General features: G+C 37.0%; 23 protein-coding genes. 7 read left to right on the plus strand and 16 right to left on the minus strand.

Translation table 11 applies throughout. From position 1 onward, the window contains the following. Positions 1-412 precede the first annotated feature (412 nt). The 3 genes from ACQKP0_RS01520 to ACQKP0_RS01530 all read right to left on the minus strand — a co-directional run bounded on the left by ACQKP0_RS01520 (position 413) and on the right by ACQKP0_RS01530 (position 4,392). Positions 413-2,086, minus strand: coding sequence for a sigma-54 interaction domain-containing protein (locus tag ACQKP0_RS01520; protein ID WP_427404039.1), 1,674 nt, complete (start codon positions 2,084-2,086; stop codon positions 413-415). A 183-nt stretch (positions 2,087-2,269) separates the two neighbouring features. Then, positions 2,270-3,448 (minus strand): acetyl-CoA C-acetyltransferase, encoded by a 1,179-nt coding sequence (locus ACQKP0_RS01525; RefSeq protein WP_427404040.1) that lies wholly within the window; start codon positions 3,446-3,448, stop codon positions 2,270-2,272. Then, positions 3,445-4,392, minus strand: coding sequence for a 3-hydroxyacyl-CoA dehydrogenase family protein (locus tag ACQKP0_RS01530; protein WP_427404041.1), 948 nt, complete (start codon positions 4,390-4,392; stop codon positions 3,445-3,447). The genes ACQKP0_RS01525 and ACQKP0_RS01530 overlap by 4 nt, the downstream gene beginning before the upstream one ends. 467 nt (positions 4,393-4,859) lie before the next feature. On the opposite strand from ACQKP0_RS01530, the gene ACQKP0_RS01535 reads away from it, so the two are divergent. Further along, positions 4,860-5,636 (plus strand): 3-hydroxybutyrate dehydrogenase, encoded by a 777-nt coding sequence (locus tag ACQKP0_RS01535; protein WP_427404042.1) that lies wholly within the window; start codon positions 4,860-4,862, stop codon positions 5,634-5,636. A 114-nt stretch (positions 5,637-5,750) separates the two neighbouring features. Here the strand turns inward: ACQKP0_RS01535 and ACQKP0_RS01540 are convergent, their stop codons facing one another. Further along, positions 5,751-6,803, minus strand: coding sequence for an NAD(P)/FAD-dependent oxidoreductase (locus ACQKP0_RS01540; protein WP_427404043.1), 1,053 nt, complete (start codon positions 6,801-6,803; stop codon positions 5,751-5,753). Between the two features lie 340 nt (positions 6,804-7,143). On the opposite strand from ACQKP0_RS01540, the gene ACQKP0_RS01545 reads away from it, so the two are divergent. From ACQKP0_RS01545 to ACQKP0_RS01560, 4 genes are all read left to right on the plus strand, one after another. Next, complete coding sequence (locus ACQKP0_RS01545; RefSeq protein WP_427404167.1) at positions 7,144-7,935, plus strand: ABC transporter ATP-binding protein; 792 nt, start codon at positions 7,144-7,146, stop codon at positions 7,933-7,935. 3 nt (positions 7,936-7,938) lie between these two features. Further along, positions 7,939-8,862 carry an iron-hydroxamate ABC transporter substrate-binding protein gene (locus ACQKP0_RS01550; protein WP_427404044.1) on the plus strand — a complete coding sequence of 308 codons (924 nt, stop codon included), beginning with the start codon at positions 7,939-7,941 and terminating at the stop codon, positions 8,860-8,862. A gap of 122 nt (positions 8,863-8,984) precedes the next feature. Then, complete coding sequence (locus ACQKP0_RS01555) at positions 8,985-9,995, plus strand: FecCD family ABC transporter permease (protein WP_427404045.1); 1,011 nt, start codon at positions 8,985-8,987, stop codon at positions 9,993-9,995. Next, positions 9,992-10,999: a FecCD family ABC transporter permease gene (locus ACQKP0_RS01560; RefSeq protein ID WP_427404046.1), complete on the plus strand. Its 1,008-nt coding sequence runs from the start codon at positions 9,992-9,994 to the stop codon at positions 10,997-10,999. The genes ACQKP0_RS01555 and ACQKP0_RS01560 overlap by 4 nt, the downstream gene beginning before the upstream one ends. A gap of 170 nt (positions 11,000-11,169) precedes the next feature. On the opposite strand, the gene ACQKP0_RS01565 is transcribed toward ACQKP0_RS01560, so the two are convergent. The 5 genes from ACQKP0_RS01565 to ACQKP0_RS01585 all read right to left on the minus strand — a co-directional run bounded on the left by ACQKP0_RS01565 (position 11,170) and on the right by ACQKP0_RS01585 (position 16,132). After that, entirely contained in the window at positions 11,170-11,877 is a 708-nt protein-coding gene (locus ACQKP0_RS01565; RefSeq protein WP_427404047.1) for a LutC/YkgG family protein, read from the minus strand. Beyond that, a complete protein-coding gene (locus ACQKP0_RS01570) occupies positions 11,852-13,303 on the minus strand; it encodes a LutB/LldF family L-lactate oxidation iron-sulfur protein (RefSeq protein ID WP_427404048.1) in 1,452 nt (483 codons plus the stop codon). Before ACQKP0_RS01570 ends, ACQKP0_RS01565 begins: the two co-directional genes overlap by 26 nt. 10 nt (positions 13,304-13,313) lie before the next feature. Beyond that, positions 13,314-14,036, minus strand: a complete 723-nt coding sequence (locus ACQKP0_RS01575) for a (Fe-S)-binding protein (protein ID WP_427404049.1) — start codon at positions 14,034-14,036, stop codon at positions 13,314-13,316. 266 nt (positions 14,037-14,302) lie between these two features. Beyond that, positions 14,303-15,013, minus strand: a complete 711-nt coding sequence (locus ACQKP0_RS01580) for a FadR/GntR family transcriptional regulator (RefSeq protein ID WP_427404050.1) — start codon at positions 15,011-15,013, stop codon at positions 14,303-14,305. Positions 15,014-15,244: 231 nt separating this feature from the next. Beyond that, positions 15,245-16,132: a LysR family transcriptional regulator gene (locus ACQKP0_RS01585; RefSeq protein ID WP_427404051.1), complete on the minus strand. Its 888-nt coding sequence runs from the start codon at positions 16,130-16,132 to the stop codon at positions 15,245-15,247. Between the two features lie 116 nt (positions 16,133-16,248). Between ACQKP0_RS01585 and hutG the strand changes: the two genes are divergently transcribed. Together hutG and gltS are read left to right on the plus strand one after the other, a co-directional pair. Next, positions 16,249-17,229 carry a formimidoylglutamase gene (gene hutG / locus ACQKP0_RS01590; RefSeq protein WP_427404052.1) on the plus strand — a complete coding sequence of 327 codons (981 nt, stop codon included), beginning with the start codon at positions 16,249-16,251 and terminating at the stop codon, positions 17,227-17,229. Beyond that, positions 17,226-18,428 carry a sodium/glutamate symporter gene (gltS, locus tag ACQKP0_RS01595; RefSeq protein ID WP_427404053.1) on the plus strand — a complete coding sequence of 401 codons (1,203 nt, stop codon included), beginning with the start codon at positions 17,226-17,228 and terminating at the stop codon, positions 18,426-18,428. Before hutG ends, gltS begins: the two co-directional genes overlap by 4 nt. Positions 18,429-18,617: 189 nt before the next feature. Here gltS and ACQKP0_RS01600 read toward each other — a convergent pair whose 3' ends face one another. The 7 genes from ACQKP0_RS01600 to ACQKP0_RS01630 form a co-directional block, all read right to left on the minus strand. Beyond that, positions 18,618-19,100, minus strand: coding sequence for a C40 family peptidase (locus ACQKP0_RS01600; protein ID WP_427404054.1), 483 nt, complete (start codon positions 19,098-19,100; stop codon positions 18,618-18,620). A gap of 540 nt (positions 19,101-19,640) precedes the next feature. Beyond that, positions 19,641-20,549: a homoserine O-acetyltransferase MetA gene (gene metA / locus ACQKP0_RS01605; protein WP_427404055.1), complete on the minus strand. Its 909-nt coding sequence runs from the start codon at positions 20,547-20,549 to the stop codon at positions 19,641-19,643. A 306-nt stretch (positions 20,550-20,855) separates the two neighbouring features. Next, the gene (locus ACQKP0_RS01610; protein WP_427404056.1) at positions 20,856-21,317 is read right to left on the minus strand and encodes a hypothetical protein; all 462 of its coding nucleotides are present in this window, start codon (positions 21,315-21,317) and stop codon (positions 20,856-20,858) included. A 251-nt stretch (positions 21,318-21,568) separates the two neighbouring features. After that, on the minus strand, positions 21,569-22,549 hold the full coding sequence (locus ACQKP0_RS01615; RefSeq protein WP_427404057.1) for an ABC transporter ATP-binding protein: 981 nt from the start codon (positions 22,547-22,549) through the stop codon (positions 21,569-21,571). Continuing rightward, positions 22,533-23,525, minus strand: coding sequence for an ABC transporter ATP-binding protein (locus ACQKP0_RS01620; protein ID WP_427404058.1), 993 nt, complete (start codon positions 23,523-23,525; stop codon positions 22,533-22,535). Before ACQKP0_RS01620 ends, ACQKP0_RS01615 begins: the two co-directional genes overlap by 17 nt. 19 nt (positions 23,526-23,544) lie before the next feature. Further along, complete coding sequence (locus ACQKP0_RS01625; RefSeq protein ID WP_427404059.1) at positions 23,545-24,399, minus strand: ABC transporter permease; 855 nt, start codon at positions 24,397-24,399, stop codon at positions 23,545-23,547. Between the two features lie 3 nt (positions 24,400-24,402). Then, positions 24,403-25,359 carry an ABC transporter permease gene (locus ACQKP0_RS01630; RefSeq protein WP_427404060.1) on the minus strand — a complete coding sequence of 319 codons (957 nt, stop codon included), beginning with the start codon at positions 25,357-25,359 and terminating at the stop codon, positions 24,403-24,405. Between the last annotated feature and the right edge of the window lie 184 nt (positions 25,360-25,543).

Consider the following 25,543-nt stretch of genomic DNA (forward strand, 5'->3'; position numbering starts at 1 on the left):
ATTTCTCCCCATTCTAGTAAACGTTTACAAATTAGTAGAAACTCATTCCTTTACATTCTTAATTGCAACTTTCGCCATAAAGCCATTCCCTTATCTAATAATGCAAGTACTATGCCAACTTTATTAAATTCGACAATTTTTTTCAAAAATGGCTGTTTTAATACATTAGTGACTTTGATATTTACAAAAAATAGATCATATCCGTACGATAATCCCTAAAAATGTTCGGATTTTCTTACAATGATTGCATTACCATTTAAAAAAGTGTTCGAATTTCCTAACACACATGGAAAATCGTCGAATTTTTTGTTCGGTAATTCCTACAAATTTAATTATTAGCAATTTTTTAAAACAAAAAGTGTAATATCGTACACCTAATATTAAGGAGACGAAATTACACTTAGCTGAAGGCTTAAGCAAGTAAACCGTATTTATTCATTTTTTCATAAAGAGTCGTTCTACTTATCCCTAATTGTTTAGCGGTTTCTGATTTATTTCCTTTTGTAGCCTCTAAGCAAGTGAGAATGGTGTTACGTTCAGTTTCTTCCATTACTTCAGCAAGTGAGGGGACCGGAACAGGTTCTACATGTCCTCTAATTTCTACGGGAAGCTGTTCAGGTGTAATCCATTTTCCTGTATCAACAATATTCATTGCCCGTTCAATAATATTTTCCAACTCACGAATATTTCCTGGCCAATCATGCAGCTTTAAAAATCGCATCGCATGATCATTAATTCCTAGGATGGACTTTTTCATAATTTGCTGATATTTTGCTACAAAATATTCAACTAATCGTTCGATATCCTGTTTCCTTTCTCTTAATGAGGGGATAAGGATTTCCATAACTTTTAGACGATAATAAAGATCTAGACGAAATTCACCTTTATCTACCATCTCATCTAAATTTCGATTAGTAGCTGCAATCACGCGTACATCGATGACTCTACTGCTTGAAGCACCGACACGCTCTACTTCTTTTTCTTGTAAAACACGTAATAATTTCACCTGCATATGCATCGGCAGTTCCCCGATTTCATCGAGAAAAATAGTGCCGCCATCCGCTGTTTCGAATTTACCTGCCTTACCCCCTTTTTTCGCACCCGTAAATGAACCTTCCTCATAACCAAAAAGTTCAGATTCAATAAGCTCGGAAGGGATTGCTGCACAGTTTACCTTTACGAAAACACCCATTGCTCGTCTGCTGGCATTATGAATCGCATGAGCAAATAACTCCTTGCCGGTCCCACTTTCACCCAATAGTAAAACATTGGAATCATTTTCTGCTACCTTTATAGCATTAGCCTTAACCTCAATAAAGGAATCACTTTTACCAATTAATTGATCAAATGTATATGAAGCTTTATTGCTTTCGCGAAAGTCCCCTTTATATTTCTTCAGTTCTTTCTCTAGTGATTTTAGACGCTTAAACAAGGCGGTAAACTGACCAACATTTTTAAAAAGAACCTTTCCGACAGCACCAACAACTTTTCCTTGCTTAAACATTGGCGAACGAGTAACAATGATATAGTCTCCATTAACTTCCTGTAGCTCTACTATTTCTTGCCTTCCGGTTTTCACCACCACATGCATCCTCGTATTTTCGATTACTTCTGTCACATGTTTACCAATAGCACTTTGCTGATCAACACCTAGAAAATCGGCATAGGCTTGCGTAAGCATAAGAATATATCCTTCTGTGTCCACAATAACGATACCGTCATATGTAAATTCAATAATATCTTTAAGAAGGATTTCTCCATCTTTATCCTCTTGTAAAAAATCCACTGTTTCCATATTAGAAAAGGAACAAATGTACATACGATATATTTCTTCGAATCCTGAAATTTCTTCTGTTCTGACAATCACTTGCTTTCCATGAATTTGGAGATTAATATTTGTTCCTGGAATAGTATCTTTATCAATCATTTCTATTAAATCATCTATATTACTATCAAAGATGTCTGTTAAAATCCGATTGCACAAAATAACTTCTTTCTTTTGGTTTGTAACCATCACCCCGAATGGCATACTCTCTACTAATGCTTTTAACAGCTCAAGCTGACTAGAGCGATCACCTTTAAACATAAGCATTCTCCTCTACCCTATGTCATCGTTTAATTATATCATAGGAAATGAAAGCGTACGCAAAAGTACCTCTAGGGATAAATCATCCACTAACTATAAAAATAAACACCCAATTAAGAGTGTACGAAAAAAACCATCACGAGTTTAGTTTCCCCGTAATGGCTATATTCTCCTATTATTCTATTATGGTCGTTCTACAATTAGAGCGCTTCCTTGCCCCCCACCAATACAAATTGTAGCTAAGCCTCGCTTTGCATTTGTACGTTTCATTTCATATAACAGTGTTACTAGAATCCGTGCACCAGAGGCACCGACTGGATGTCCTAGTGCAATCGCTCCACCATTTACATTAACCTTTTCACTATCAAGTTCTAAATCTTGAAGAACGGCCAGTGATTGAGCAGCGAATGCCTCATTCACTTCAGCTAGATCGATATCAGCTACCGTTAATCCCGCCTTAGCTAAAGCTTTTTTTGTCGCCGGCACAGGGCCGTATCCCATAATTTTCGGATCAAGTGCTGCATTTGCGTATGAGGTAATCTTCGCAAGAATTTCTAATCCTAACTCTTCAGCCTTTTCTTTTGCCATAAGGACAAGCATTGCTCCGCCGTCATTAATGCCTGAAGCATTTCCAGCAGTAACCGATCCTCCTTCTTTGAAGGCAGGACGAAGCTTAACTAATTGCTCGATCGTCATCCCATGACGCGGATGCTCATCTTGATTAATTACAATTGTTTTCCTTTTTTTAGTAAGTTCAATGGGAACAATTTCTTCCTCAAATTTCCCCGTAAGCTGAGCTTTTTCCGCTTTTTTCTGGCTGGCTAGCGCAAACTCATCCTGTTGCTCACGGCTAATACCCCACTTTTCCGCAATATTCTCAGCAGTTATCCCCATATGATAATGATTGAATGCATCTGTTAGAGCATCTTGAATCATCGTATCTACTGCTTCGGCATTGCCCATTTTTTGTCCAAACCGATAATTTGGTAGAACATATGGAGCATTACTCATACTCTCAATCCCACCAGCTAATATCACATCTGCATCTCCAAGTGCAATAAATTGCGCACCCATAATGACCGTGCGGAGTCCGGAACCACATAGCTTATTAACCGTTAATGCAGCTGTCGTTTCAGGTAGACCAGCATGAATAGCAACTTGTCTAGCGACGTTTTGACCTAACCCAGCTGAAAGAATATTCCCGATTAAAACCTCATCTACTAAATCTGGTTGAATACCTGCACGCTTCATTGCCTCTTTTGCTGCCACTACTCCTAAATCAACAGCAGAAACACCTGCTAAGCTTCCTCCAAATGAACCAACCGGGGTTCTTGCTGCCCCAACAATAACAACTTCTCTCATCGTGTCATCTCTCCTTTGTTTTTAATTTTTCCTAGTTGAATAAAATAACGGTCACGCTCGTTTAATTTCTCTGAAACAGTGGAAGCCTCATATTTAAAAATTCCTTCTCCTATCTTCGTACCAAGTTTGTTCTCAGCTACTAAATCGGTAATGACTTCTGGTGCTGTTATACTTTGGTCAAGATCTGGAGCAACATTTTCAAATACCCGTTGCCATGTGTCTAGTCCACCAAAATCAGCAATCTCAATTGGTCCTGTAAAAGCCCATCGAAATCCTGGTCCTGCCGTAATTGCGGTATCGATATCTTCAGCACTCGCAATCCCCTCTTTTAATAGAAAGAAAGCTTCTCTCATTAGAGCTGTTTGCAGTCGATTCGCAATAAATCCAGAAATCTCTTTATTTAGTAGAACTGGAGACTTTCCAATACTGCGCATTAACTCTAGAGTTGCTTCTATTACTTCGCCTTCAGTTTGTTCGTGCTTCACTATTTCTACTAATGGAACTAAATGTCCAGGATTAAAGAAATGTGTTATCACCATCTTTTGTGCAAATGAAGCATGTTCAACTAATTTTGTTATCGGAAATGTTGATGTATTCGACGCTACAATTGTATCCGCTTTCTTTAAGTTTTCAATCTTGCGATATAGATCCCACTTCATTTCTATGACTTCAGGGATCGCTTCAATAATAAAATCAGCAGCTTGAATTGCTTCACTTAAATCTGTTTTATACGTAATAGCTTGTACTGCTTTTTGCTTGCCTGTAGATGTGAGAACGCCTTCCTCAACAAGTAATTCTAAATTTTCCTTTATTCGATTTTCAGCCCTAATTAAATATTCTTCTGTTAAATCATTTAAAACTACAGAATATCCATGAATGGCAAAGGATTGTGCAATCCCACTTCCCATCACCCCTGAGCCAATAATGGTTACATTTTTTATCATGATGATCTCTCCTTTTTGTATTAATTCAATTTGATGTATTCGCTCATTCATAATTACATGCATATTTCATGCCAACAGAATTAAGAAAAGCGCAAGCGCCTTGCTTATTAGCGTACGGATTTCGTAGTCTTCGACTGAGATAAAGGAGACACGACGAGGGACGAGTCGATGTTGACTTATCGTAGGGAGAAGACGGAGAAATCCGCTAGCCAATAGGCGCTGGAGCTAGACACAACAGACACTTTTCTTGTCTTATATCCTTAGTAAATCTTATTCTTTCTTACCTTTAAAGAAATTGATCTCTAAATATTATTTCTTTGCATGTAATAAAATTTATGCTAAACTTTTTTCATTACCTTAAAACTCCCCATTCCCTATACTTACATTCCATAAATTTTTTCTAAATTTTCTTATAGCACCTAGACATCACTCCATAAGCCATTACTTGATTTTTGGAGGTATGAACAATGGTTACAAATAAAGTAGCAATTATTACAGGCTCAGCAAGAGGCATTGGTTTTGAAATCGGAAAAATCTTTGCTGAAAATGGTGCGAAAGTTGTACTATCTGATCTTAATGAACAAGCGGTAAAAGAAGCGGCTGAACAATTAAAAGATCAGGGGCTAGAGGCTTTTGGTTTAAAAGCAGACGTTACAAAAGAAGAAGAGATTATTCATCTCATTCATGAGACAAAGCAACAATTTGGACGTGTGGATATCTTTATTAACAATGCAGGGTTACAGCATGTCGCTCCTATTGAAGAATTTCCTACAGAAAAATTCGAATTAATGATTAAGATCATGCTAACTGCTCCATTTATCGCCATTAAAAATGTGTTACCTATCATGAAAGAACAAGGCTTTGGAAGAATTATTAATATTTCCTCTATTAATGGTTTAATTGGCTTCGCAAACAAAGCTGCCTATAATAGTGCCAAGCACGGTGTTATCGGCTTAACAAAAGTCGCTGCTCTAGAAAGCGCTTCTTATGGTGTTACTGTAAATGCTTTATGTCCTGGATATGTGGATACACCACTTGTTCGAGGTCAACTAGAGGATCTTTCTAAAACGAGAGGCGTTCCTTTAGAAAGAGTTCTTGAGGATGTCATCTACCCACTTGTCCCTCAACGCCGTCTATTAGATGTGAAAGAGATTGCTGATTATGCGATTTTCTTAGCTAGCGACAAAGCTGGCGGTGTGACTGGGCAGGCGGTTGTTCTTGATGGTGGGTATACGGCTCAATAAGAGAAATGCGGCGTTTTTTTAAAAGTAAAAGATTAATTGGAAGAAATCGGCGCTATAGCCGATTTCCCTTTTTATCTGGTACAATTCTAATCTATTGCTTTCAAAACCTTAAAATTAAGAAAAAAGCTTTTGTTTTATTAGTTCTTTATTCCGTTTTTTAAAGATTTCATTATGGGAAGATACCATCGCAATTTCATCCGCATCTGGTTGAATGAATTGCTTTGCTTTATTGACTGCATTTGCAGCATCTTGAAATGCACCTGCAATTAAATGCAGTTTTCCATCATGCTTCAAAATATCTCCCGCAGCATAAAGACCTGGTATTGACGATTCACTAGTACTTTTTCCGGCAATATAAAAATCATCAATCATTTTAATATCTATGAGACTATTTTCAAGTAAAGTGGAGTCACGTTCATATCCATGACTAATTATCACTTCATCTATATACAATGTGGAAATGTCCCCTGTTTCATGATTGGTCAATTCCACATATTCAATTGTTTCATGATTTTCACAAGCAATGAGCTTCGTTATGGACGTATGGAAGAAACATTCTACAGAGCTTTCCAGCAATTGTGTCACTTGTGCTTCATGTCCAGTCAAATTCTCTTTCCTATATGTTAAATAAACCTTTTTCGCTATAGGCTCTAACTCATTAGCCCAATCGATTGCGGCATTTCCTCCACCAGAAATAATCACAGTCTTATCTTTGAAATTTGCTAATGACTTCACTGTGTAATTCAGATTCGTCACTTCAAATCGTTCCGCACCTTCTATCTCTAACTTTTGTGGATTCAGTATTCCACTACCTACTGCACAAATCACCGTTTTTGAATAATGCTTTTGTCCGGATGCTGTATGTAATATAAAAATCCCATTATTATCTCGATCAATGGATACCACTTTCTCATTTAACACAACTGTTGGCTGAAAGGTTAATCCTTGCTCCACGAGCTGTTCGATTAATTTTGCTCCAGAGATGGGAGTAATCCCTCCAACATCCCAAATCATTTTTTCTGGATATACATGAATTTTTCCACCTAATTGTGGCTGAAACTCGATAATTTTCGTTTTCATTTCTCTAAGTCCACTATAAAACGTGGAGAAAAGTCCTGCTGGCCCTCCCCCAATGACGGTCACATCAAACAATTCCTGATGTTCCATTTCCATCACTCCTCAGATTTATTTGCAATTGATTATCATTCTCATTTGACTATACATTAAATTTTTTGTTTTAGCAATGTCATTATTTTTTAATCTGAACAAACAATACTCACCATTCTCTATACAAAAACTGTTGTCACGAAGAGTTCTATTTTACGTTACCGAATCTTTTATGGACGTATATTCCAAATAGAAAACCTTTAGAACCTTAGATTTCGATTTATAAAAAAATACTAAAAAATCGTTGACAACAATGAAATATCAAATTATAGTAACTTATGACATTGATAATGATTATCATTTTCATCAATCCATTACTCAAATGAATTGGAGGTTAATAATGGTTCGCCTATATACAGATGGCTTAAGCATAGGATATGGAGATCGCTTAATTGTCAAAGATTTAAGTGTAAAAATCCCTGATAAAAAAATTACAACGATTATCGGTTCAAATGGTTGTGGGAAATCTACACTTTTAAAAGCAATAACCCGTATTATTTCCCATCAATCTGGATCAGTCATTTTAGATGGAGAAAATATTGCGAAAGAAAACACAAAGCTACTCGCTAAAAAAATGGCGATTCTTCCGCAAACACCCGAGAGCGCAAGTGGATTAACAGTTGGAGAACTAGTGTCCTTTGGACGCTTTCCTTATCAAAAAGGATTTGGACGGTTAACTAAAAAGGATATCGAGGTAATTGATTGGGCTCTTGAGAAAACGGGAACGATAGATTTTAAATACCGCCCCGTCGATGCCTTATCTGGCGGCCAGAGACAACGTGTATGGATTGCCATGGCACTGGCCCAAGAAACAGAAATTATTTTCTTAGATGAACCGACTACCTACTTAGATATGGCCCATCAGCTGGAAGTACTTGAACTGTTGCAAAAACTAAATATTGAACAGGAACGAACAATTGTAATGGTGTTACATGATTTAAACCAAGCTGCACGATTCGCTGACTATATTATTGCCTTAAAAGATGGGGAGATTGTAAAGGCTGGGGATTGTGAAGATGTTATTACTCATGACGTACTAAAAAAAGTATTTCAAATCGATACGGAAATCGGCCGAGATCCACGGACCAATAAACCTATGTGTATCACATATAACTTACTAAAGGGAGTTTAAAAAATGAAAAAACTAATTATTCCATTTTTATTATTAATTGCTCTTGTAGTTAGTGGCTGCGGAAATAACTCAACAAATAAAACAAACAACACAAAGAATGAAGAGAATAAATCTGGAACGATTACATACCAATCTGAAAATGGACCAGTTAAAGTGCCAGCGAATCCGAAACGAGTGGTCGTCCTTTCTTCTTTTGCTGGAAACGTAATGGCTCTTGGTGTTCATCTAGTTGGTGTGGATTCATGGTCTAAAATGAATCCCCGTTTTGCAGATCAACTAAAAGATGCTCAAGAAGTATCAGATGAAAATCTTGAAAAAATTATTGAACTAAACCCAGATTTAATAATTGCACTTTCAACAGTAAAAAACGTCGATAAACTAAAGCAAATTGCACCTACAGTTACATTTACTTACGGAAAGGTTGACTATTTAACACAACATTTAGAAATTGGAAAACTATTAAATAAAGAAAAAGAAGCAAAAGAATGGGTCGATGACTTCAAAAAGCGTGCTACTGAAGCCGGCAACGACATTAAAGCGAAAATTGGCGAGAATTCAACAGTGTCAGTTATCGAAAATTTTAATAAACAGCTTTATGTGTATGGAGATAACTGGGGACGTGGAACAGAAATTCTTTATCAAGCAATGCACCTAAAAATGCCTGATAAAGTAAAAGAAACGGCACTAAAAAATGGTTACTATGCAATTTCAACAGAGGTTCTTCCACAATTTGCAGGAGACTATGTCATTTTAAGTAAAAGTCAAAATCAAGACAATTCATTCCAAAAAACGGATACTTACAAAAACCTACCAGCTGTAAAAAATCATCATGTATTTGAAGCGAATATGGAAGAATTCTATTTTAATGACCCGCTTACATTAGATTATCAGCTAGACTTCTTTATTAAACATTTTCTCGGTAACTAGTATTCTTGTTCCCAGAATACTAGACTCATAGGCAAATGTGAGGTGATTATACATTCTAAAATCACCTCACGTGCAAATTTATCAACAATAACCATTTCAATAAAAGAAAAGATGAGTGACAGATGATAAAAAAAAATCAACGTTTAATTCCATTCACCTATAAACTCATAATTGGGTTACTTATATTTGTTATCATGTTTGGTATTGCAATGGTACTTGGTGCGGCAAACACATCTATAAAAGACGTATGGCTAGCCATGACTTCGAATGCAAAAAATGAGACTTTATCGATCATTCGTGAAATCCGCTTGCCTCGTGAAATTGCAGGAATTTTTGTCGGAGCGGCACTTGCCGTTTCAGGATCCATCATGCAAGGGATGACGCGCAATCCTCTTGCCGATCCGGGATTACTTGGATTAACTGCTGGTGCTAATACTGCTCTTGCCATTACAATCGCACTTATTCCTTCTACTAATTATATTGGTATTATGATTGCATGCTTTATTGGAGCTGCTTTTGGAGCAATTTTGGTATTTGGGATGGGAGCAATGAGAAAAGGCGGCTTTTCTCCTCTTCGAATTGTATTAGCTGGAGCAGCTGTTTCCGCCTTTTTGACTGCGGTAGCAGAAGGTATTGCCATATTCTTCAAAATATCAAAGGATGTTTCAATGTGGACAGCAGGTGGACTGATTGGTACTTCCTGGAGTCAGCTTCAAATCATTATTCCATTTATAACGATTGGTATTCTTGTTGCTATTCTCCTCTCTAGACAGCTGACTATTCTTAGCTTAAACGAAGAGGTTGCTGTTGGATTAGGTCAAAAAATTACACGGGTAAAAGGAATTCTCTTTGTTATCAATATTTTACTAGCTGGGGCATCAGTTGCACTTGTTGGAAATATGGCTTTTATCGGTTTAATGATCCCCCATATCGTACGTGCAATTGTTGGTACAGATTATCGTTTCATTTTACCGATGTCAGCTATTTTCGGTGCCACGTTCATGCTTTTTGCAGATACCCTTGGTCGAATCGTTCATGCTCCTTATGAAACACCTGTCGCAGCCATTGTTGCGATGATGGGCCTTCCTTTTTTCCTAATTATTGTACATAAAGGAGGCAAAACATTCTCATGATTCAACCCGCTTTAATTAGAAAACAACGCATTATTTTTTCTATATTACTTGGTCTTATTATTTTGACATTTGTTATTGGGATGGGAATGGGGTACTCTTCACTTTCTTATGATCGATTGCTTCCAACCATTCTCGGTCAAGGTACTTTTAAGGAAAACTTTATTTTATTCTCTATTCGCTTACCAAGAATCATTATTACCTTGCTAGCAGGGATGGCACTTGCTTTATCTGGCGCTATTTTACAAGGAATTACACGAAATGATCTAGCAGACCCAGGTACTATTGGAATAAATTCTGGAGCAGGGGTTGCTATTGCTATTTTCTTTTTATTTTTTCCAATTGATGTAGGGTCGTTTGTTTATTTTCTGCCTCTTGTTGCATTTCTTGGTGCTTTACTAACTGCTTGCATCATTTACTTGCTTTCGTATAAAAAAGGGGTTGGTCTCCAGCCAGTAAGATTAGTATTAGTAGGGGTTGGATTCTCAATGGCACTTTCAGGTATTATGATAGTCCTTATATCCTCTGCTGAACGGCAAAAAGTAGATTTCATCTCCAAGTGGTTAGCTGGTAACATATGGGGAGCGGATTGGCCATTTATTTGGGCTATGCTTCCTTGGCTCGTAATACTTCTTCCTTTTACTCTATATAAAGCAAACCGCTTGAACCTTTTAGGATTAAGTGAACCAGTTGCCATTGGTGTTGGTGTTTCAATTGAAAAGGAACGGATCGTCTTACTATTGACCGCGGTTGCCTTAGCCGCCTCTGCCGTTTCTGTTACAGGTGGAATTGCCTTTATCGGATTAATGGCACCACATATCGCAAAAGCTTTAGTAGGACCTAGAAATCAATTATTTATCCCCCTCTCTATACTTATTGGTGGATGGCTCTTATTACTGGCTGACACGATCGGACGCAATATCGCTGACCCGGACGGAATTCCTGCAGGGATTATGGTCTCATTAATTGGGGCACCTTACTTTATGTATTTGTTGTTGAAGAAATAAGAAAAAGGAATTAAATGGATTTAATTTAAATTGGGACGACTTTCATTTATTTGGGGTCGTTTCTTTGTTTTTTGGGATTGTTTTTCATCTTTTTTAGGACGTTACTTTAATATTTTGGTGCGTTTTATCTAAAAAAATGGCACCCGTCGTGGATCCGACGGATGCCTATTTTATTTATCATTAACAAGAATATAAGCTGCTTTTACAGGACCATGAACACCTACAACGAGATTCATTTCAATGTCAGCAGAGTTGCTTGGGCCTGTAATAAAGTTAATACAGGAAGGAAGAGCTTCACCTTGTTGAATTTTTTTACGAATTTGGATAGCTGCTTGTGTCATTCTTGGAACGAGTGAGCTTTTTGGAATAATAGCGATGTATGTTCTTGGTAGCAGACTCACTGATCGTCCTTTATTTTTATCATTAAATAAAATAACTGTTCCAGATTCGGCCAATGTAATGTCACTAAACGTAATACCGACATTTGCTTTTTCACAACGTTCGATATTTTCTTCACCCTTAACAGGATCCCAAATATGGATATCGTATTGTTTATTCTCGATAAAGGGCTGCAATCCATATTGGGCAAACCGCTCATCATTCCATACTGAAACAGGACCGCCCCCGTATTGATTGACAACCTTATCGACTGTAGATGGTAATTCATCCAAATTCGTTTCTAAATAATCAACATGAATATTGACACATTGGTCTTTTAGCACTTGCTTTAATTCGTCATGGCTAGCTCCTTGTAAAATTTGATGTTGAGGTTGAAATTGGTAGGTTGGAGGCTCTACCCTATCTATTTTCTTATCTCTCCCCAGGTTTTTAGCTATTTTATTTAAAAATGCTTCACGATTTTGAATTGTTCCTGTCATGGTGATCCTCTCCTTCATTAAGATTATTGAACCAATCTCGGAACCGCTCTTTATTCGGTGCTGGAAAATCGCGAATTTCCGTCCAGGCTTTTAAAGGGCCAGGACCTTTTGTAATCCGATGATCCTTCACAAATGGTTTAACCGCTGTCTGAGCAATTTTTGAACCGACCCCATATAAACCACTAGATGCAGCACCTAACCCAAAGGCTTTCATCATTAATTTTTCTGATATAGGTGCTCTTCCTTCACGTTCAACAATCACTTGCCTATGTTTATGCAACAGCTCATGAAGCGGAATTTTAACCGGACAAGCATCTGTACAAGCTCCGCATAATGATGATGCATATGGGAGTTCTTTGTAATCATCATATCCGCCTAAAAGTGGGGTTAATACTGCACCAATTGGACCTGGATAAATTGAACCGTATGAGTGTCCACCAATATGGCGATAGACAGGGCAGACATTGATACATGCCGCACAGCGAATACATTGCAATACTGGCTGAAACTCTGTCCCTAAAATTTCGGACCGGCCATTATCAACAATGACCAGATGGAATTCTTCTGGACCATCTACTTCCCCGTCTTCTCTTGGACCTGTTAATGCAGTAACATAACTCGTAAGCCGTTGTCCTACCGCACTTCTTGTTAAAAGACTAACCAGTACTTCAAATTCCTCATAAGTAGGAACTATCCTTTCCATTCCCATGACCGTAATTTGTGTTTTCGGAAGCGTCGTTACCATCCGGGCATTTCCTTCATTCGTCACAAGACCGAAGGAGCCACTTTCTGCAATCGCGAAGTTACAGCCAGTGATTCCAACATCAGCGGATAAAAATTCCTTGCGCAGCATTTTCCGTGCATGAGCAGCTAGTTCTTCGGGCTTCTCTGTTTTTGTATAGCCAATTTTTTCTTTAAACACGTCTCGGATTTGTTCCTTGTTTTTATGTAAGGCAGGTGCAACAATATGGGATGGAGGATCATGGTCATCAATTTGCAGAATATATTCTCCTAAATCGGTTTCCACTACTTCACATCCAGCCTCTTCAAGACATTCGTTTAAACTAATTTCCTCGGTCACCATCGATTTCGATTTAACAACTTTTTTTCCATTCCTTTTGATGACAACATCTTTTATATACTCACGTGCTTCTTCGGCCGTTTCCGCAAAAAAGACATACCCGCCGCGTTTGGCGATTTTTTCACTTAATTGATATAAATAATAATCGAGATTAGCGAGAACATGTTGGCGAATCTCTTCACCAAGAGATCTCCATTCCTCCCAATTTCCAAGTTGATCAGCAGCATTTAATCGATTATTTTGTAATCGTTGTTGGGCACTACGAACAGCCCCCCGCATAAAATCGTTTTGCAGTCCATCATTCATTCGGTTTTTAAATTTTTCTTCGCTAATTTTTATTCCCAATTTTTCCACCTCATTTCTCTTGATGATTTAATACTTCAGCAATATGCAAAACCTTAATTGATTTTCCTTTTCGGTCGATACGACCGCCAATATTCATTAAGCAGCCACAGTCCGCTCCGACTAAATATTCACTTTCTGTTTCTTCTACATGATGAACTTTTTCGTCCACCATTTGTTCAGATATTGGACCCATTTTTATCGAAAAAGTTCCACCAAAACCGCAACAAGTATAAGCATTTGGTAATGGAACTACTTCAAGTCCTTTTACATGTTTTAATAGTTTCATAGGGGCATCTTTCACACCTAGAAGCCGTGTCATATGACAAGATGGATGGTAGGTCGCCTTGCCATTTAGGCTTGCACCTACATCTTCCACTTTTAACACATCGACAATAAACTGCGTTAGTTCATATGTTTTATCAGCAAGTTTCTTTGCTTTAGGCTCCCATTCTGGATCTCCTGCAAAGATTTTCGGATATTCTTTAAACATAAATGCACAGGATCCGGATGGAGCTACGACATAATCGGCATCCTGAAATGCGGTAATCATTTTTTTCATGGCCGGTTTTGTATCTTCTACATACCCACTATTGTATGATGGCTGTCCACAACAAATTTGACCTTCAGGAAAATCGACTTCACATCCAAGCCTTTCTAATAATTGAACCATCGACTTGCCGACATTCGTTTTAAACATATCGACAAGACAAGTAATAAATAAACTTACTTTCAAGATTGCCACCTTCTTTTAAGTATAGGGAATCGAATATTCATAAGGTCATCAGATGACCTGTTAATATTATACTACCATTTTACAATTAATAGTGAATGAATACAGTCTTTTTGAGACTAATACACTATTATATTATAAAAATTCTGTTTATTTTAAAACATTGATAACGAAATTAGTTGAAAACTTTTAAATAATATTTATTGAATGGGATGTATATAAACATCCTCTTATAAAAAATCCTCGTTCATTTACGAGGATTTCCATCTTTATTTTAAATAATCTTCTAGCATTTCTTCTACATTGTTCAAATGATCTAACATGGCAGATCTTGCATGTTCCGAATCGCCTTTGTCTATGCAATCCCAAATTCGTGCATGTTGTTCATAAAGCTTTTCAAGTGTGGAAACTTCTGAATATAACCAAATTCTTCGCGTTTCTTCCATTGCTTTAACCATTAAATCGGAAACATGGCTCATTAAACTGATTAGTAATGGGTTATGTGAAGCGTTTACAATGGCCAAATGAAAATCTAAATCCGCTTTTTCACCTAATTCTTCATTTATGGCTGCATTCTTCATTCCCAACAAAGCCCTTTTCATATTTTCTAAATCCTCTTCGGTACGGCGCTCCGCCGCTGCAATAACTGCACCTGTCTCTAATATTTTACGGACTTCTAAGAGGTTGACAATATCTTCTTTATTCATTAAGATCGCTTGAACAATGGGATAAGTTATATCACTTGCTTCAAATTTTTTTACAAAGGTTCCTTCCCCCTGCTTCAATTCAATAAGTCCCATTGCTCTTAAAGAAGTTAGTGCTTCACGAATGGCAGATCTTCCAACTGAGAAATTTTCTGCTAATTGTTGAACAGAATCTAATTTTTCGCCTGGCTTTAATTGGCCACTGCGTATCATATCAACTAGTTCACTAGCCACTTGTTCATAAATCTTTTTAGGTTGAATCTTTTTATACTCCATTCTTTCACTCCTGAATTTATACAATCTTGTTTCTTCTATTGATGTATATGTTAGTGAGAAAAATTTTTCTTTCCACCCAAAATACTAGATCATATTGTTTTACGTGAATACTTTCTAGTGCTCTCTCTTTTTCAAACACACATTATACTAATGCTTGCCCATTTATTTTACTATAATACATAAAGGAAGGAGCAGCTTCCTTTTGAAAAATTCCCTTTTGGCCAAAAATATTCACTCATTCCTAAAAAACTCTTCCATTATGGCAATTAGTTGAAAGATAGCAGGAGAAAGATAACGTTCTTTTAAGTAAGCAAGATATACGCTTCGGACTAGAAAATCAGAATGAATCGTATGGGTCGCTATGTTTGGATTGTGGTTGTATTTAATATAACTTTCTGGCAATATGGTAACCCCTAGTCCTTGTTCAACTAGACTGCATGCTGTTTCAAATCTTTCTATTTCATACATGATATTGGGATTTATATTTTCGTTTTTAAATGCTTGTAGCACATTCTCTCTAGTTTGAAATCCGGTTGTACAAATAATGAAATCCTTTTCAGCCAGGTCACGGATGGTGATAGAATCTTTTTCATTAAGAGTATCTTCAACAGGGGTCAGAAGAATTAATTTTTCCTTGTATAGAGGAGCAAGAATAATCTCTTCATCGTAAATTAGTTGATTCGTAACAGCAAAATGGACATCATGATGAATAAGTGAATTGATTACTTGATCATAACCTAGAATTTCTTTCAATTGAAAATGAACATTTGGATAAATTAATTTAAAATCCTTAACTACTTTTGGAAACCAAAATTTAGAGGATTCGATTAACCCAACACTGATCTTACCATTGCCAATTTCTTTCATTTCATCTAACTCTTTAAGAGTATTATCAAATTTTCTTAATAAGTCCTTGGATTTCAAATAATATATTTTTCCCGCTTCCGTTAATGAAAGACCTCGTGTATTTCTTTCTAAAAGCTTCATACCGGCTTCATGCTCTAGTTTCATAATGGCATTACTTAAAGACGGTTGGGATATATGGAGGATTTTTGCCGCTTTTGAATAATTTTTTTCTTGAACAACTGTAACAAAATATCTAAGTTTGCGCAGATCCATCTCTAATCCCCCTACTCTTATAGTCTAAAACTATTAATTTATTGAAATTTAGTATTAGTAATTATATATTAACTCATCTAAAATTTTAATAAATAAGTTTTTTATAGGAGGGGCTTATGTACGTTCAACCATCAAAAGAGAACTGGAGCGGGAGAATTGATAGTCATAATGATCCTTTAAGCTTCCGTTTTCATCAAAATGTTCTAATAGCCGATTTATCTAATGTTCAAATTAATAGTAATAAAAGCCAAACCTTTGGAATCTTAGGATACCAATGTGATGCCGGGGTGAAACGAAATCAAGGTAGGCCAGGGGCAGCGGAGGCACCGGATAAAATAAAGCAGACTTTGGCAAAGCTATCGTGGCACTTACCAACTAATACTGATGTGTTCGATATGGGAAATATCAAGTGTGAAGGAGATCAGCTAGAAGAAGCACAAACAAAATTAGGAGAAGCAATAACCTTTTTATTTAATAAAGGAGTAACTCCAATTATTCTTGGTGGAGGACACGAAACATTCTATGGGCACTATCTAGGGGTAAGAGAGTTTATCGGCCCTGATGCTAAATTAGGAATCATTAATATTGATGCCCACTTTGATATGAGACCATATGATGAAAAAACCTCCTCTGGTACTATGTTTAAGCAAATATTGGATCAAGATCTACATTGTCATTATCTTTGTGCAGGAATTCAAAGGCAAGGAAATACGATGTCCTTGTTTGAGACTGCAAAGCAATATCAGGTTAAATATATTTTAGAAGAAGATTTATCACGTTTGGAAATAAATCATGCATTGAACGAGATTGACCATTTTATCGAACAGCATGATTACATCATCCTGACATTATGTACAGATGTTATCAATTCAGCGTATGCACCAGGTGTTAGTGCTCCTTCCCCTTTTGGCCTTGATCCAAAAGCAGTACGTACACTAATCAGGCATATAGTTGCGAAGGAAAAGCTCCTTTCCTTTGATATTTCAGAAGTAAACCCAGCCGTTGACGAAAATAATAAAACAGTTGTATTAGCGGCACAATTAATCAATGAAGTACTAATGAATTTTCATTCATATAAAAATGGAGGGTTAAAATGAACCTAGAATTAAACCAAGTTACAACTGTTTTTCTTGCAGTTGCCCTTCTTATGATCGGCGGATTGTTGATAAAGAAAATAAATTTATTAAAACGTTTTTGTATTCCAGCTCCCGTTATAGGAGGATTATTATTTGCAATCCTTGTAACAATCTTTAAACAAACAGGACTTATAAACATTACATTAGATACTTCCTTACAGAGCCTTTTCATGCTGGTCTTTTTTACAACAGTAGGTCTAGGAGCAAGCTTTAAACTTGTTAAACTTGGTGGGAAATTACTTATCATTTACTGGCTCGCCTGCGGCGTATTAGCCTTATGTCAAAATCTAATCGGAATATCGTTAGCAAAAGTGCTAGGATTAGAACCTTTATTAGGAATTATGGTCGGAGCAGTTTCTATGGAAGGTGGCCATGGAGCAGCAACTGCCTTTGGTGGAACAATAGAAGGTCTTGGCGTCAATTCAGCATTATCTGTAGGTCTTGCTGCAGCAACGTTTGGTCTGATTGCTGGTGGTCTAGTAGGTGGTCCGACAGTAAAATACTTAATCTCTAAATATAAATTACAGCCGACTGAAGTGGATGTAATGGATGAAGTAGCTGCTACCAGCGAGACAGAGAAAAATTCTTTTGGGATTTCCTCTCAAAAATTCATGACTCAAATCCTTATTATTACATTCTGCATGGCGTCCGGTTCTTACTTAGGAGAGCTTTTCTCAAATGCTACAGGCTTTGTCTTACCTAGCTATGTAGGAGCAATGTTTGTTGCCGTTATCGTCAGAAACATCTTGGATAGCATTAATAAAGAAACAGTAGATATGACAAGCATCAATCTAATTGGGGATGTTACACTTGGGATTTTCCTTTCAATGGCTCTAATGAGCATAAAACTATGGGAAGTTGCCGGTTTAGCTTTGCCGATGTTAGTGATTGTCTTAGTCCAAGTTATTTTCATTGTTTTATTAGGCATCTTTGTTTTATTTAAGTTATTAGGTAAAAACTATGATTCAGCCGTTATGGTCGGAGGATTTTTAGGTCACGGTTTAGGAGCTACTCCAAATGCGATGGCTAACATGTCAGCCATTACAGATCAATTTGGGCCATCTAGAAAAGCTTTTCTTGTAGTTCCAATTGTAGGCGCTTTCCTTATTGATGTATTTGCCATGCCAATTATTATTACAAGTATTAATTTATTTAAATAGGCGGGACAGAGGGACGGGTCCCTCGTCCCAACCGATTCTGGAATATTTTCGTGGAAAGCGTATGATACAGTGCTAAAATATCCTATCTTTTAATAGTTTTACAAATAAATAGATCAATCCCCCAATAACTAAAAGTTATGGGGGGACTGAAGCCAATTCCTAAAGAATAAATGGTGTCAGGCACCGTAATTATTCTAGAATACGTTTTGCGCCAACATAGCTATCTTTCCAATATTTCGTTGTCAATGATTGGGTTTTAACTCCTTTTGAAGTGGCAGCAATGAATTGGTTTTCACCTACATAAATACCGACAAATGATACTTTTTTTCCATCTGCTTTAAAGAAAACTAGATCACCGGCTTTTAAATTTTTCTTATCGATAGATGTTCCTTTTTTATATTGATCGACTGTGGTACGAGACATAGAAACCTTTACTGATTTTTTGAATACATATTGTGTATAACCAGAAGCGTCGAATCCTTTAGGTGTTGTGCCTCCATATTTATAAGGCTTCCCTTCCAGTGTTTTAGCATAAGTAACTACCTGGTTACCTTTACTTGCTTTGGCAGCAGATGCAGAACTACCAAAAGGTGCCAAAATCAGAGAAATTGCTAGTACAAAAGATGATAAGATAACTGCTAAAATATGAGACTTACGAATTGTAAAATTCATACGAAATTCCTCCAAGTTTCATTGTTATATCGTTGATCAACTACAATTATCATAATGCAATGCCTAAGAAAAATCGTTACAAAAAAGTTACAATGTTACATTACTGTTACAATGTTACTTAAATATTTCAAGAAGTAGGGTTTGTCCCACTTCCTTGACTCCGTTTATTCGAAATTAACTTGCTTGGTATTACTAGAAAAAGAGAAAAAAGGTAGGTTTCACTTTCGTAATGCCCACTGAACAGCAATTTCTTATTTCAGTTTTTTCCTCGATAATGATACTGCTCTACTAAACTATATCTGTAAATAATGGAGTATAAGCTCGAACATAAACTAGTCCACATCCACTGAAAATGTCCCGTAAAAAAGAAGTTTGGCAATCTACTAAATTTAGATGCCAAACTTCTTTTAATTTCTAAACATTTATGAAAGTAGTTATTGCTTATTCAAGTGAACACTTTTTTAGCAATCCTTGAATTATCTACTTGTTGAACCGAAAATCTTGAAATTGAAGTGGGACACGGGACCTGACCCCGCGACCTTATTCCCATTGATAAGGTGTTTCTTGGTAGACGTAATAATTAAGCCAGTTTGAAAATAGGAGATGTGCGTGGGAGCGCCATTTATGTATTGGCTTTTCTTCTGGGTTGTCATTTGGAAAATAGTGTTTTGGCATACAAGCTTCTATGCCTTTCTTTTTATCACGGGCATATTCCTCTGCAAGTGTTCCTACTTCATACTCTAGATGACCTGAAACCATAATCTGCTTTTCATCTTTGGATATCATCAAAAATGGACCTGCCTCATCTGACTCGGAAAGCAATAAAATATCCTCACAAGCTGTAATTAGCTCTTTTAAATTACCTGTATATCGGGAATGGGGTGCCAAAAATTCCTCATCAAATCCGCGAACAAGTTTCACTGTAGGATCCATAATCTGATGCTTAAATACACCAGTGCATTTTTGCCCAAGTTCAAATTTATCTATTCCAAAGTGATAATAAAGAGCGGCTTGTGCCCCCCAACAAATATGTAGGGTAGAAGTAACATTCGTTTTCGACCACTCCATAATTTCCATCATTTCCGGCCAATAATCAACTTCTTCAAATGGTAAAAGCTCTACAGGAGCTCCCGTTATAATCATTCCATCAAATCGACGATTTTTCACATTTGTAAATGTTGTATAAAACTGTTCAAGATGAGACTTGCTTACATTTTTTGATTCATGAGTCGCCATATGGAGAAACATAATATTTAATTGAAGCGGCGAATTTCCTAACAATCGTAACAGTTCCGCCTCTGTTCTTTCTTTTTCCGGCATTAAATTTAATATAATTATATTTAAAGGACGAATGTCCTGACTATTCGCTCTTTCGTCATCCATCACAAAGATATTTTCTTTCTCTAAAATTTCTCGTGCAGGTAATTGTTTGGGGATTTTAATCGGCAATGCGGCCCCTCCTATATCTGAATTTTTTTATTATTTAATTATAAATGGGGACCTTATATTTGTCATCACTTAGTGATTTTGAGTATTCTATAAATTCATTAGGGGTAACCGAATAAAAAGAAATAAGCTAAGAAAAATATGATGCCGGATTGCCAAATGAGTTTTTCGTTACTGCTAAGATTTGTTACTTTGCTCCCTAAAGATCTACAAAGTCTGGGACATTGGACCAGACCCTGCGTCCCAAATTAAAAAGCCAAAGAACCATTTTGTGATTATCATCAGGTTCTTTGGCTTTCAAATTGTTTATTACTTGGTTACAGGTTTATGTGTAAGCTCAATATTAATTAATTGTACATCGGGATCATCAATGTTCTCTTCGAGAGCAAGAATGGTCCAGTTTTTAGAAATCATATCTCGAAGGGTTTGTAGATTATCTTTCGTTATTTTCACTTGTTCAAGAGATTCCCCTGTATCGAAGAACTCTTCGCCTTCCTTCATCTCGAACTTTATGGATAATAATGATTTTAACGCACCTTTTGTTAAGAAGGCGATTTCGTACCCTTCTTTTATTGCTTGGTAAAATTTAGATTTATTTTTATGATAAAAATCAATCATGGTTCCCCAAGAAGGAATCCCCTCTCCAATGCTTTCAAGTAATTCTTCCTTCTTCTCTTCCAACAATGCAACAATAGTTGTGTGATTATAACCCTTCGCCCTCATCATTTCAAACATAAGTGCAAAATTTTGTGCTAAAATAACCTTTTCCATTAGAATCCACCCCCGGGACAGAGGGACGTTTCTCTCGTCCCACTGTCTTTTTCCTTTTTACTCGGTTATTTACCTCGAATCATCATATGTTTCTTCATATATACACTTTTTTCCGTACATGAAAATAGCTTTACACAGTGACTCTACACTATATAGAAATTGTACAGTTGGATATGGGACGGAAGAACCGTCCCTGCGTCCCAAAGCGGGACAAGGGACCTGACCCCTCGTCCCTATAGAACTTCGCGTCCCTAGTAAAGATGGCAGGCGACTGAGTGATTGTTGTCTATTTGCTTCATTTGTGGTTCTGCTTCTGCGCATATTGCTTTGGCGAATGGGCATCTTGAGCGAAATGGGCATCCTTTTTCCATTTCGATTGGGCTTGGGAGCTCGCCTGTTATGATTTCACGGTTATTGTTCTTTGCCTTGATAGGGTCTGGTATTGGGATCGCCGATAATAGTGCTTGAGTGTATGGATGCAAAGGTTTATTATATAATTCATCACTTTTTGATATTTCTACCATTTTCCCAAGATACATGACGCCTATTCTATCTGAAATATGGCGTACCATAGATAAATCATGTGCCACAAACAAATAGGTTAGATTCAGCTCACTCTGTAAATCTTCTAACATATTAATTACTTGTGCTTGTATAGAAACGTCTAAAGCAGAAATTGCTTCGTCACAAAGAATGAAATCAGGATTAATGGCAAGTGCCCTCGCAATTCCGATTCTTTGACGTTGGCCGCCACTAAATTCATGCGGGAATTTTTCCATATCCTCTTTCTTCAACCCTACTTTCTCAAGTATATCAATAATGATTTCTCTTCGCTCATTTTTTGATAGTTTCGTATGAATTTCAAGTGGTTCATCAATAATTTCCTCAACGTTCATGTATGGGTTAAGTGAAGAATATGGGTCTTGAAAAATCATTTGCATTCTTTTTTGATAAGGTTGAAGCTCTTTGTTATTTAATGAAGCAATATCATGTCCATCAAAAATGATTTCTCCTGCTGTCGGTTCATACAAGCGATTCAATGTACGTCCTAATGTCGATTTACCACAGCCTGACTCACCGACAAGGCCAAATGTTTCACCTTTAAAAATATGAAAAGAAACATCATCAACTGCTTTGACCACTTGTTTTTCTTTTTTGAACATAGATGATTTTAATGGAAAGTATTTTTTTAGATTTTTTATTTCAATGAGTTTTTCACGAGTCTCTGTCATTTTGATGATCTCCTTCCCCTGCTAAAAAGCATCTGCTTTTCTGAGTGGTTGAGAAGCTTTTATATTCAGGAACCTCAGAGTAACATTTATCCATAACCATTTCACATCGATCAGCAAACGGACATCCTTTCGCCAAATTTTTCAATGAAGGTGCCGATCCTTTAATTGGCTTTAAACGTTCTTTTTTTCCATCTACTCGAGGGATTGAGTTCAATAATGCTTTTGTATAGGGATGTTTTGGTGAATAGAAAATCTCTTCTGCCAGCCCCTCTTCCATCACCATTCCCGAATACATCACCACAATCCTACTGCAAATCGTCGCTACGACACCGAGGTCATGCGTAATGAACACGACCGACATATCGTTTTCTTTTTGTAGCTTTTTCAGCAACTCCAAAATTTGAGCTTGAATTGTTACGTCAAGAGCCGTGGTTGGTTCATCAGCAATTAAAAGCTTTGGTTGGCACGCTAACGCCATCGCAATCAGAACTCTTTGCCGCATCCCTCCACTAAATTCATGCGGGTATTGATCGACCCTTTTTTCTGGTGAAGGAATCCCAACCATTTTCAATAGCTCGATGGCTTCAAGTTTCGCTTCCTTTTTTTTCATGCCTCTTACTCTTATTAAAATCTCTATTAAATGATCTCCGGATTTTTTTAACGGATTTAGAGCTGTCATCGGATCTTGAAAGATCATCGCGATATCCCGGCCGCGAATCCCTCTTTTTTCTTTCTTCGATAAGTTTTCAATATGTTTTCCATCTAAAATGATTTCATCGGCATCCACTTTCGCATGCTCCGGAAGAATGCCAAGAATCGATTTCACCATGACACTTTTTCCGCTTCCTGATTCACCGACAATCCCTAAAATTTCACCTTTTTGAACGGTTAAATCGATTCCACGTACCGCTTCCAATTTAGAATCTCCATCATGAAAGAGAGTTCGAAGATTTTTTACATCTAGCAAATGATCCATTTCACAGATAACCTCCTTCCTATTTTCCTCCCATTTTTGGCTCAACAACAGCCCTGAGAATATCTCCTAATCTATTAAACGAATAAACCGTAAGTACAATGAAAAGACCTGGTAAAATCGCCATATATGGTGCATTTCCTAGATTTCCTTGCGCATTTTGAAGCATGCTTCCCCATGAGGATAATGGCTGCTGAATCCCGATGCCTAGGAAACTTAAGGCTGATTCCATTAATATTGCATTAGCAATACTTACCGTTGAGGCAACAATAATTGTTGGAAAAATAGCTGGAATAATATGTTTCCAAATGATTTTTTTCAACGATTGCCCCGACGATCTCGCATATAAAACATATTCTCTTTCTTTAATCGAAAGGGTCTCGGCACGAACCAACCTTGCCGTACTCATCCATGTGAAAAGACCAATAACAAGGATAATTGCCTTTAGCCCTGGAGTAAGGTAAATACTTATGACAGTGACAAGGATCATCCATGGGATGGAAGATATCACATCCACTACTCTCATGAGAAAATTGTCAATTCGCCCTCCAAAATAACCGCTTATCGTTCCTATTAAAACACCGATACAAGTGGAAATGAGCATCGCCAGAATCCCAACAGTTAAGGAAATTCGACCGCCGTATAGTGCTCTCGTTAAATAATCCCGGCCAAGCTCGTCCGTACCAAATAGGTGTTTGCCGTTTGGCGGCTGAAGAACATTCGTTACATCCACCTTATTAGGAGGATATGGCGATAGAAAAGCGAAAATGGATAATAATATGATTAGAACAAGGAATAGAAGTGCAAAAGCAGCCGTTTTATTTCGTTTTAGTTCTGTTTTAAATTTTTCTATTCTTCTATTTTTATTTCCAGCCAACTTTTATTCCCCCATTCCTTTAATTCTTGGGTCTACGATGCTGTATAAAATATCAGAAGCCAAATTACCAAGAATCACAAGACTGGACGATAGAAGCATAATAGCCATAACAATTGGGTAATCAAACCCTTGAATCGCTTTAATAAAATACGTTCCGATACCCGGCCAGCCAAACACCGTTTCCGTTACCACTGTTCCAGTTACCAACATCGGAAGACTCATTCCAACAATCGTGATTATTGGTAATAAGACATTTCGAAGTACGTGCTTAAACATGATCCATCCAGAGGAAGCTCCATAAGCTTGCTGGACCATAACGTAGTCTTCAGACAGCTGCCCAATGGTTGATGATCGTACATATCGAACAAGCTCCGGCATGAATGAAAGTGTTAACACAGTACAAGGCAATACAAGGTGGATCATTAAATCAGAAAACGAATCTTCGTTTCCAATTGTATGCATTCCTAGAATAGGGAAAATATTAAGTCGATGACCAAAGAGAAATACTAAGATCATCGCCATCCAAAAGCTTGGAATCGCAATTCCAAATGAACTTAAACCATCAACAATTTTATCCGCAAGCTTTCCTTTTTTTGATCCGGCAAAAAGTCCTAATATAATAGATAAAATTAATGCAAGAATATAGGCAGGAAGAACGAGCATAATCGTATTCGGAATTCTAGCAGATAAATCCTTTGAAATACTTTCATGAGTGACAATAGAATAGCCCCATTCACCGCTCAAAATTCCCTTTACCCAATAAAAATATTGAACATAAGCAGGTTTGTCTAATCCATATCTTGCTTTTATGAGTTCAACCGTTTTTTCCGACATATTTGGTGTCGTCATCGTATCCACAGCATCATATGGAGCTAATTGGATAAGTCCAAAGCAAATAATCGAAATTATAATCAGCAAAGGAATTGCCTGCAAAATTCGTTTAAAAATATATTTTAGCAAAAGTAATCCCACTCCTTCCGTTTCCATGCATGGGGGACTGCACTTCCTAATAAACAATCATTCTGTAACTTTTAACTTTAATATAAATAAAGATAAACAGAACGAGCTGTTTATCTTTATCTACTATTCTCAAATAGGTTTCAAAAAGGAGGACAAAAAGAGCCGAGAAATTCGACAGCTATAT

The sequence above is a fragment of the Heyndrickxia sp. NPDC080065 genome (assembly GCF_050281185.1).
Lineage (GTDB): Bacteria > Bacillota > Bacilli > Bacillales > Bacillaceae_C > Heyndrickxia.

Bases quoted from the DNA above. Each gene is read 5' to 3' on its own strand.
- ACQKP0_RS01520 (WP_427404039.1), bottom strand. From the start codon at position 2,086: ATGTTTAAAGGTGATCGCTCTAGTCAGCTTGAGCTGTTAAAAGCATTA.
- ACQKP0_RS01525 (WP_427404040.1), bottom strand. From the start codon at position 3,448: ATGAGAGAAGTTGTTATTGTTGGGGCAGCAAGAACCCCGGTTGGTTCA.
- ACQKP0_RS01530 (WP_427404041.1), bottom strand. From the start codon at position 4,392: ATGATAAAAAATGTAACCATTATTGGCTCAGGGGTGATGGGAAGTGGG.
- ACQKP0_RS01535 (WP_427404042.1), top strand. From the start codon at position 4,860: ATGGTTACAAATAAAGTAGCAATTATTACAGGCTCAGCAAGAGGCATT.
- ACQKP0_RS01540 (WP_427404043.1), bottom strand. From the start codon at position 6,803: ATGGAACATCAGGAATTGTTTGATGTGACCGTCATTGGGGGAGGGCCA.
- ACQKP0_RS01545 (WP_427404167.1), top strand. From the start codon at position 7,144: ATGGTTCGCCTATATACAGATGGCTTAAGCATAGGATATGGAGATCGC.
- ACQKP0_RS01550 (WP_427404044.1), top strand. From the start codon at position 7,939: ATGAAAAAACTAATTATTCCATTTTTATTATTAATTGCTCTTGTAGTT.
- ACQKP0_RS01555 (WP_427404045.1), top strand. From the start codon at position 8,985: ATGATAAAAAAAAATCAACGTTTAATTCCATTCACCTATAAACTCATA.
- ACQKP0_RS01560 (WP_427404046.1), top strand. From the start codon at position 9,992: ATGATTCAACCCGCTTTAATTAGAAAACAACGCATTATTTTTTCTATA.
- ACQKP0_RS01565 (WP_427404047.1), bottom strand. From the start codon at position 11,877: ATGACAGGAACAATTCAAAATCGTGAAGCATTTTTAAATAAAATAGCT.
- ACQKP0_RS01580 (WP_427404050.1), bottom strand. From the start codon at position 15,013: ATGGAGTATAAAAAGATTCAACCTAAAAAGATTTATGAACAAGTGGCT.
- ACQKP0_RS01585 (WP_427404051.1), bottom strand. From the start codon at position 16,132: ATGGATCTGCGCAAACTTAGATATTTTGTTACAGTTGTTCAAGAAAAA.
- hutG (WP_427404052.1), top strand. From the start codon at position 16,249: ATGTACGTTCAACCATCAAAAGAGAACTGGAGCGGGAGAATTGATAGT.
- gltS (WP_427404053.1), top strand. From the start codon at position 17,226: ATGAACCTAGAATTAAACCAAGTTACAACTGTTTTTCTTGCAGTTGCC.
- ACQKP0_RS01600 (WP_427404054.1), bottom strand. From the start codon at position 19,100: ATGAATTTTACAATTCGTAAGTCTCATATTTTAGCAGTTATCTTATCA.
- ACQKP0_RS01610 (WP_427404056.1), bottom strand. From the start codon at position 21,317: ATGGAAAAGGTTATTTTAGCACAAAATTTTGCACTTATGTTTGAAATG.
- ACQKP0_RS01615 (WP_427404057.1), bottom strand. From the start codon at position 22,549: ATGACAGAGACTCGTGAAAAACTCATTGAAATAAAAAATCTAAAAAAA.
- ACQKP0_RS01620 (WP_427404058.1), bottom strand. From the start codon at position 23,525: ATGGATCATTTGCTAGATGTAAAAAATCTTCGAACTCTCTTTCATGAT.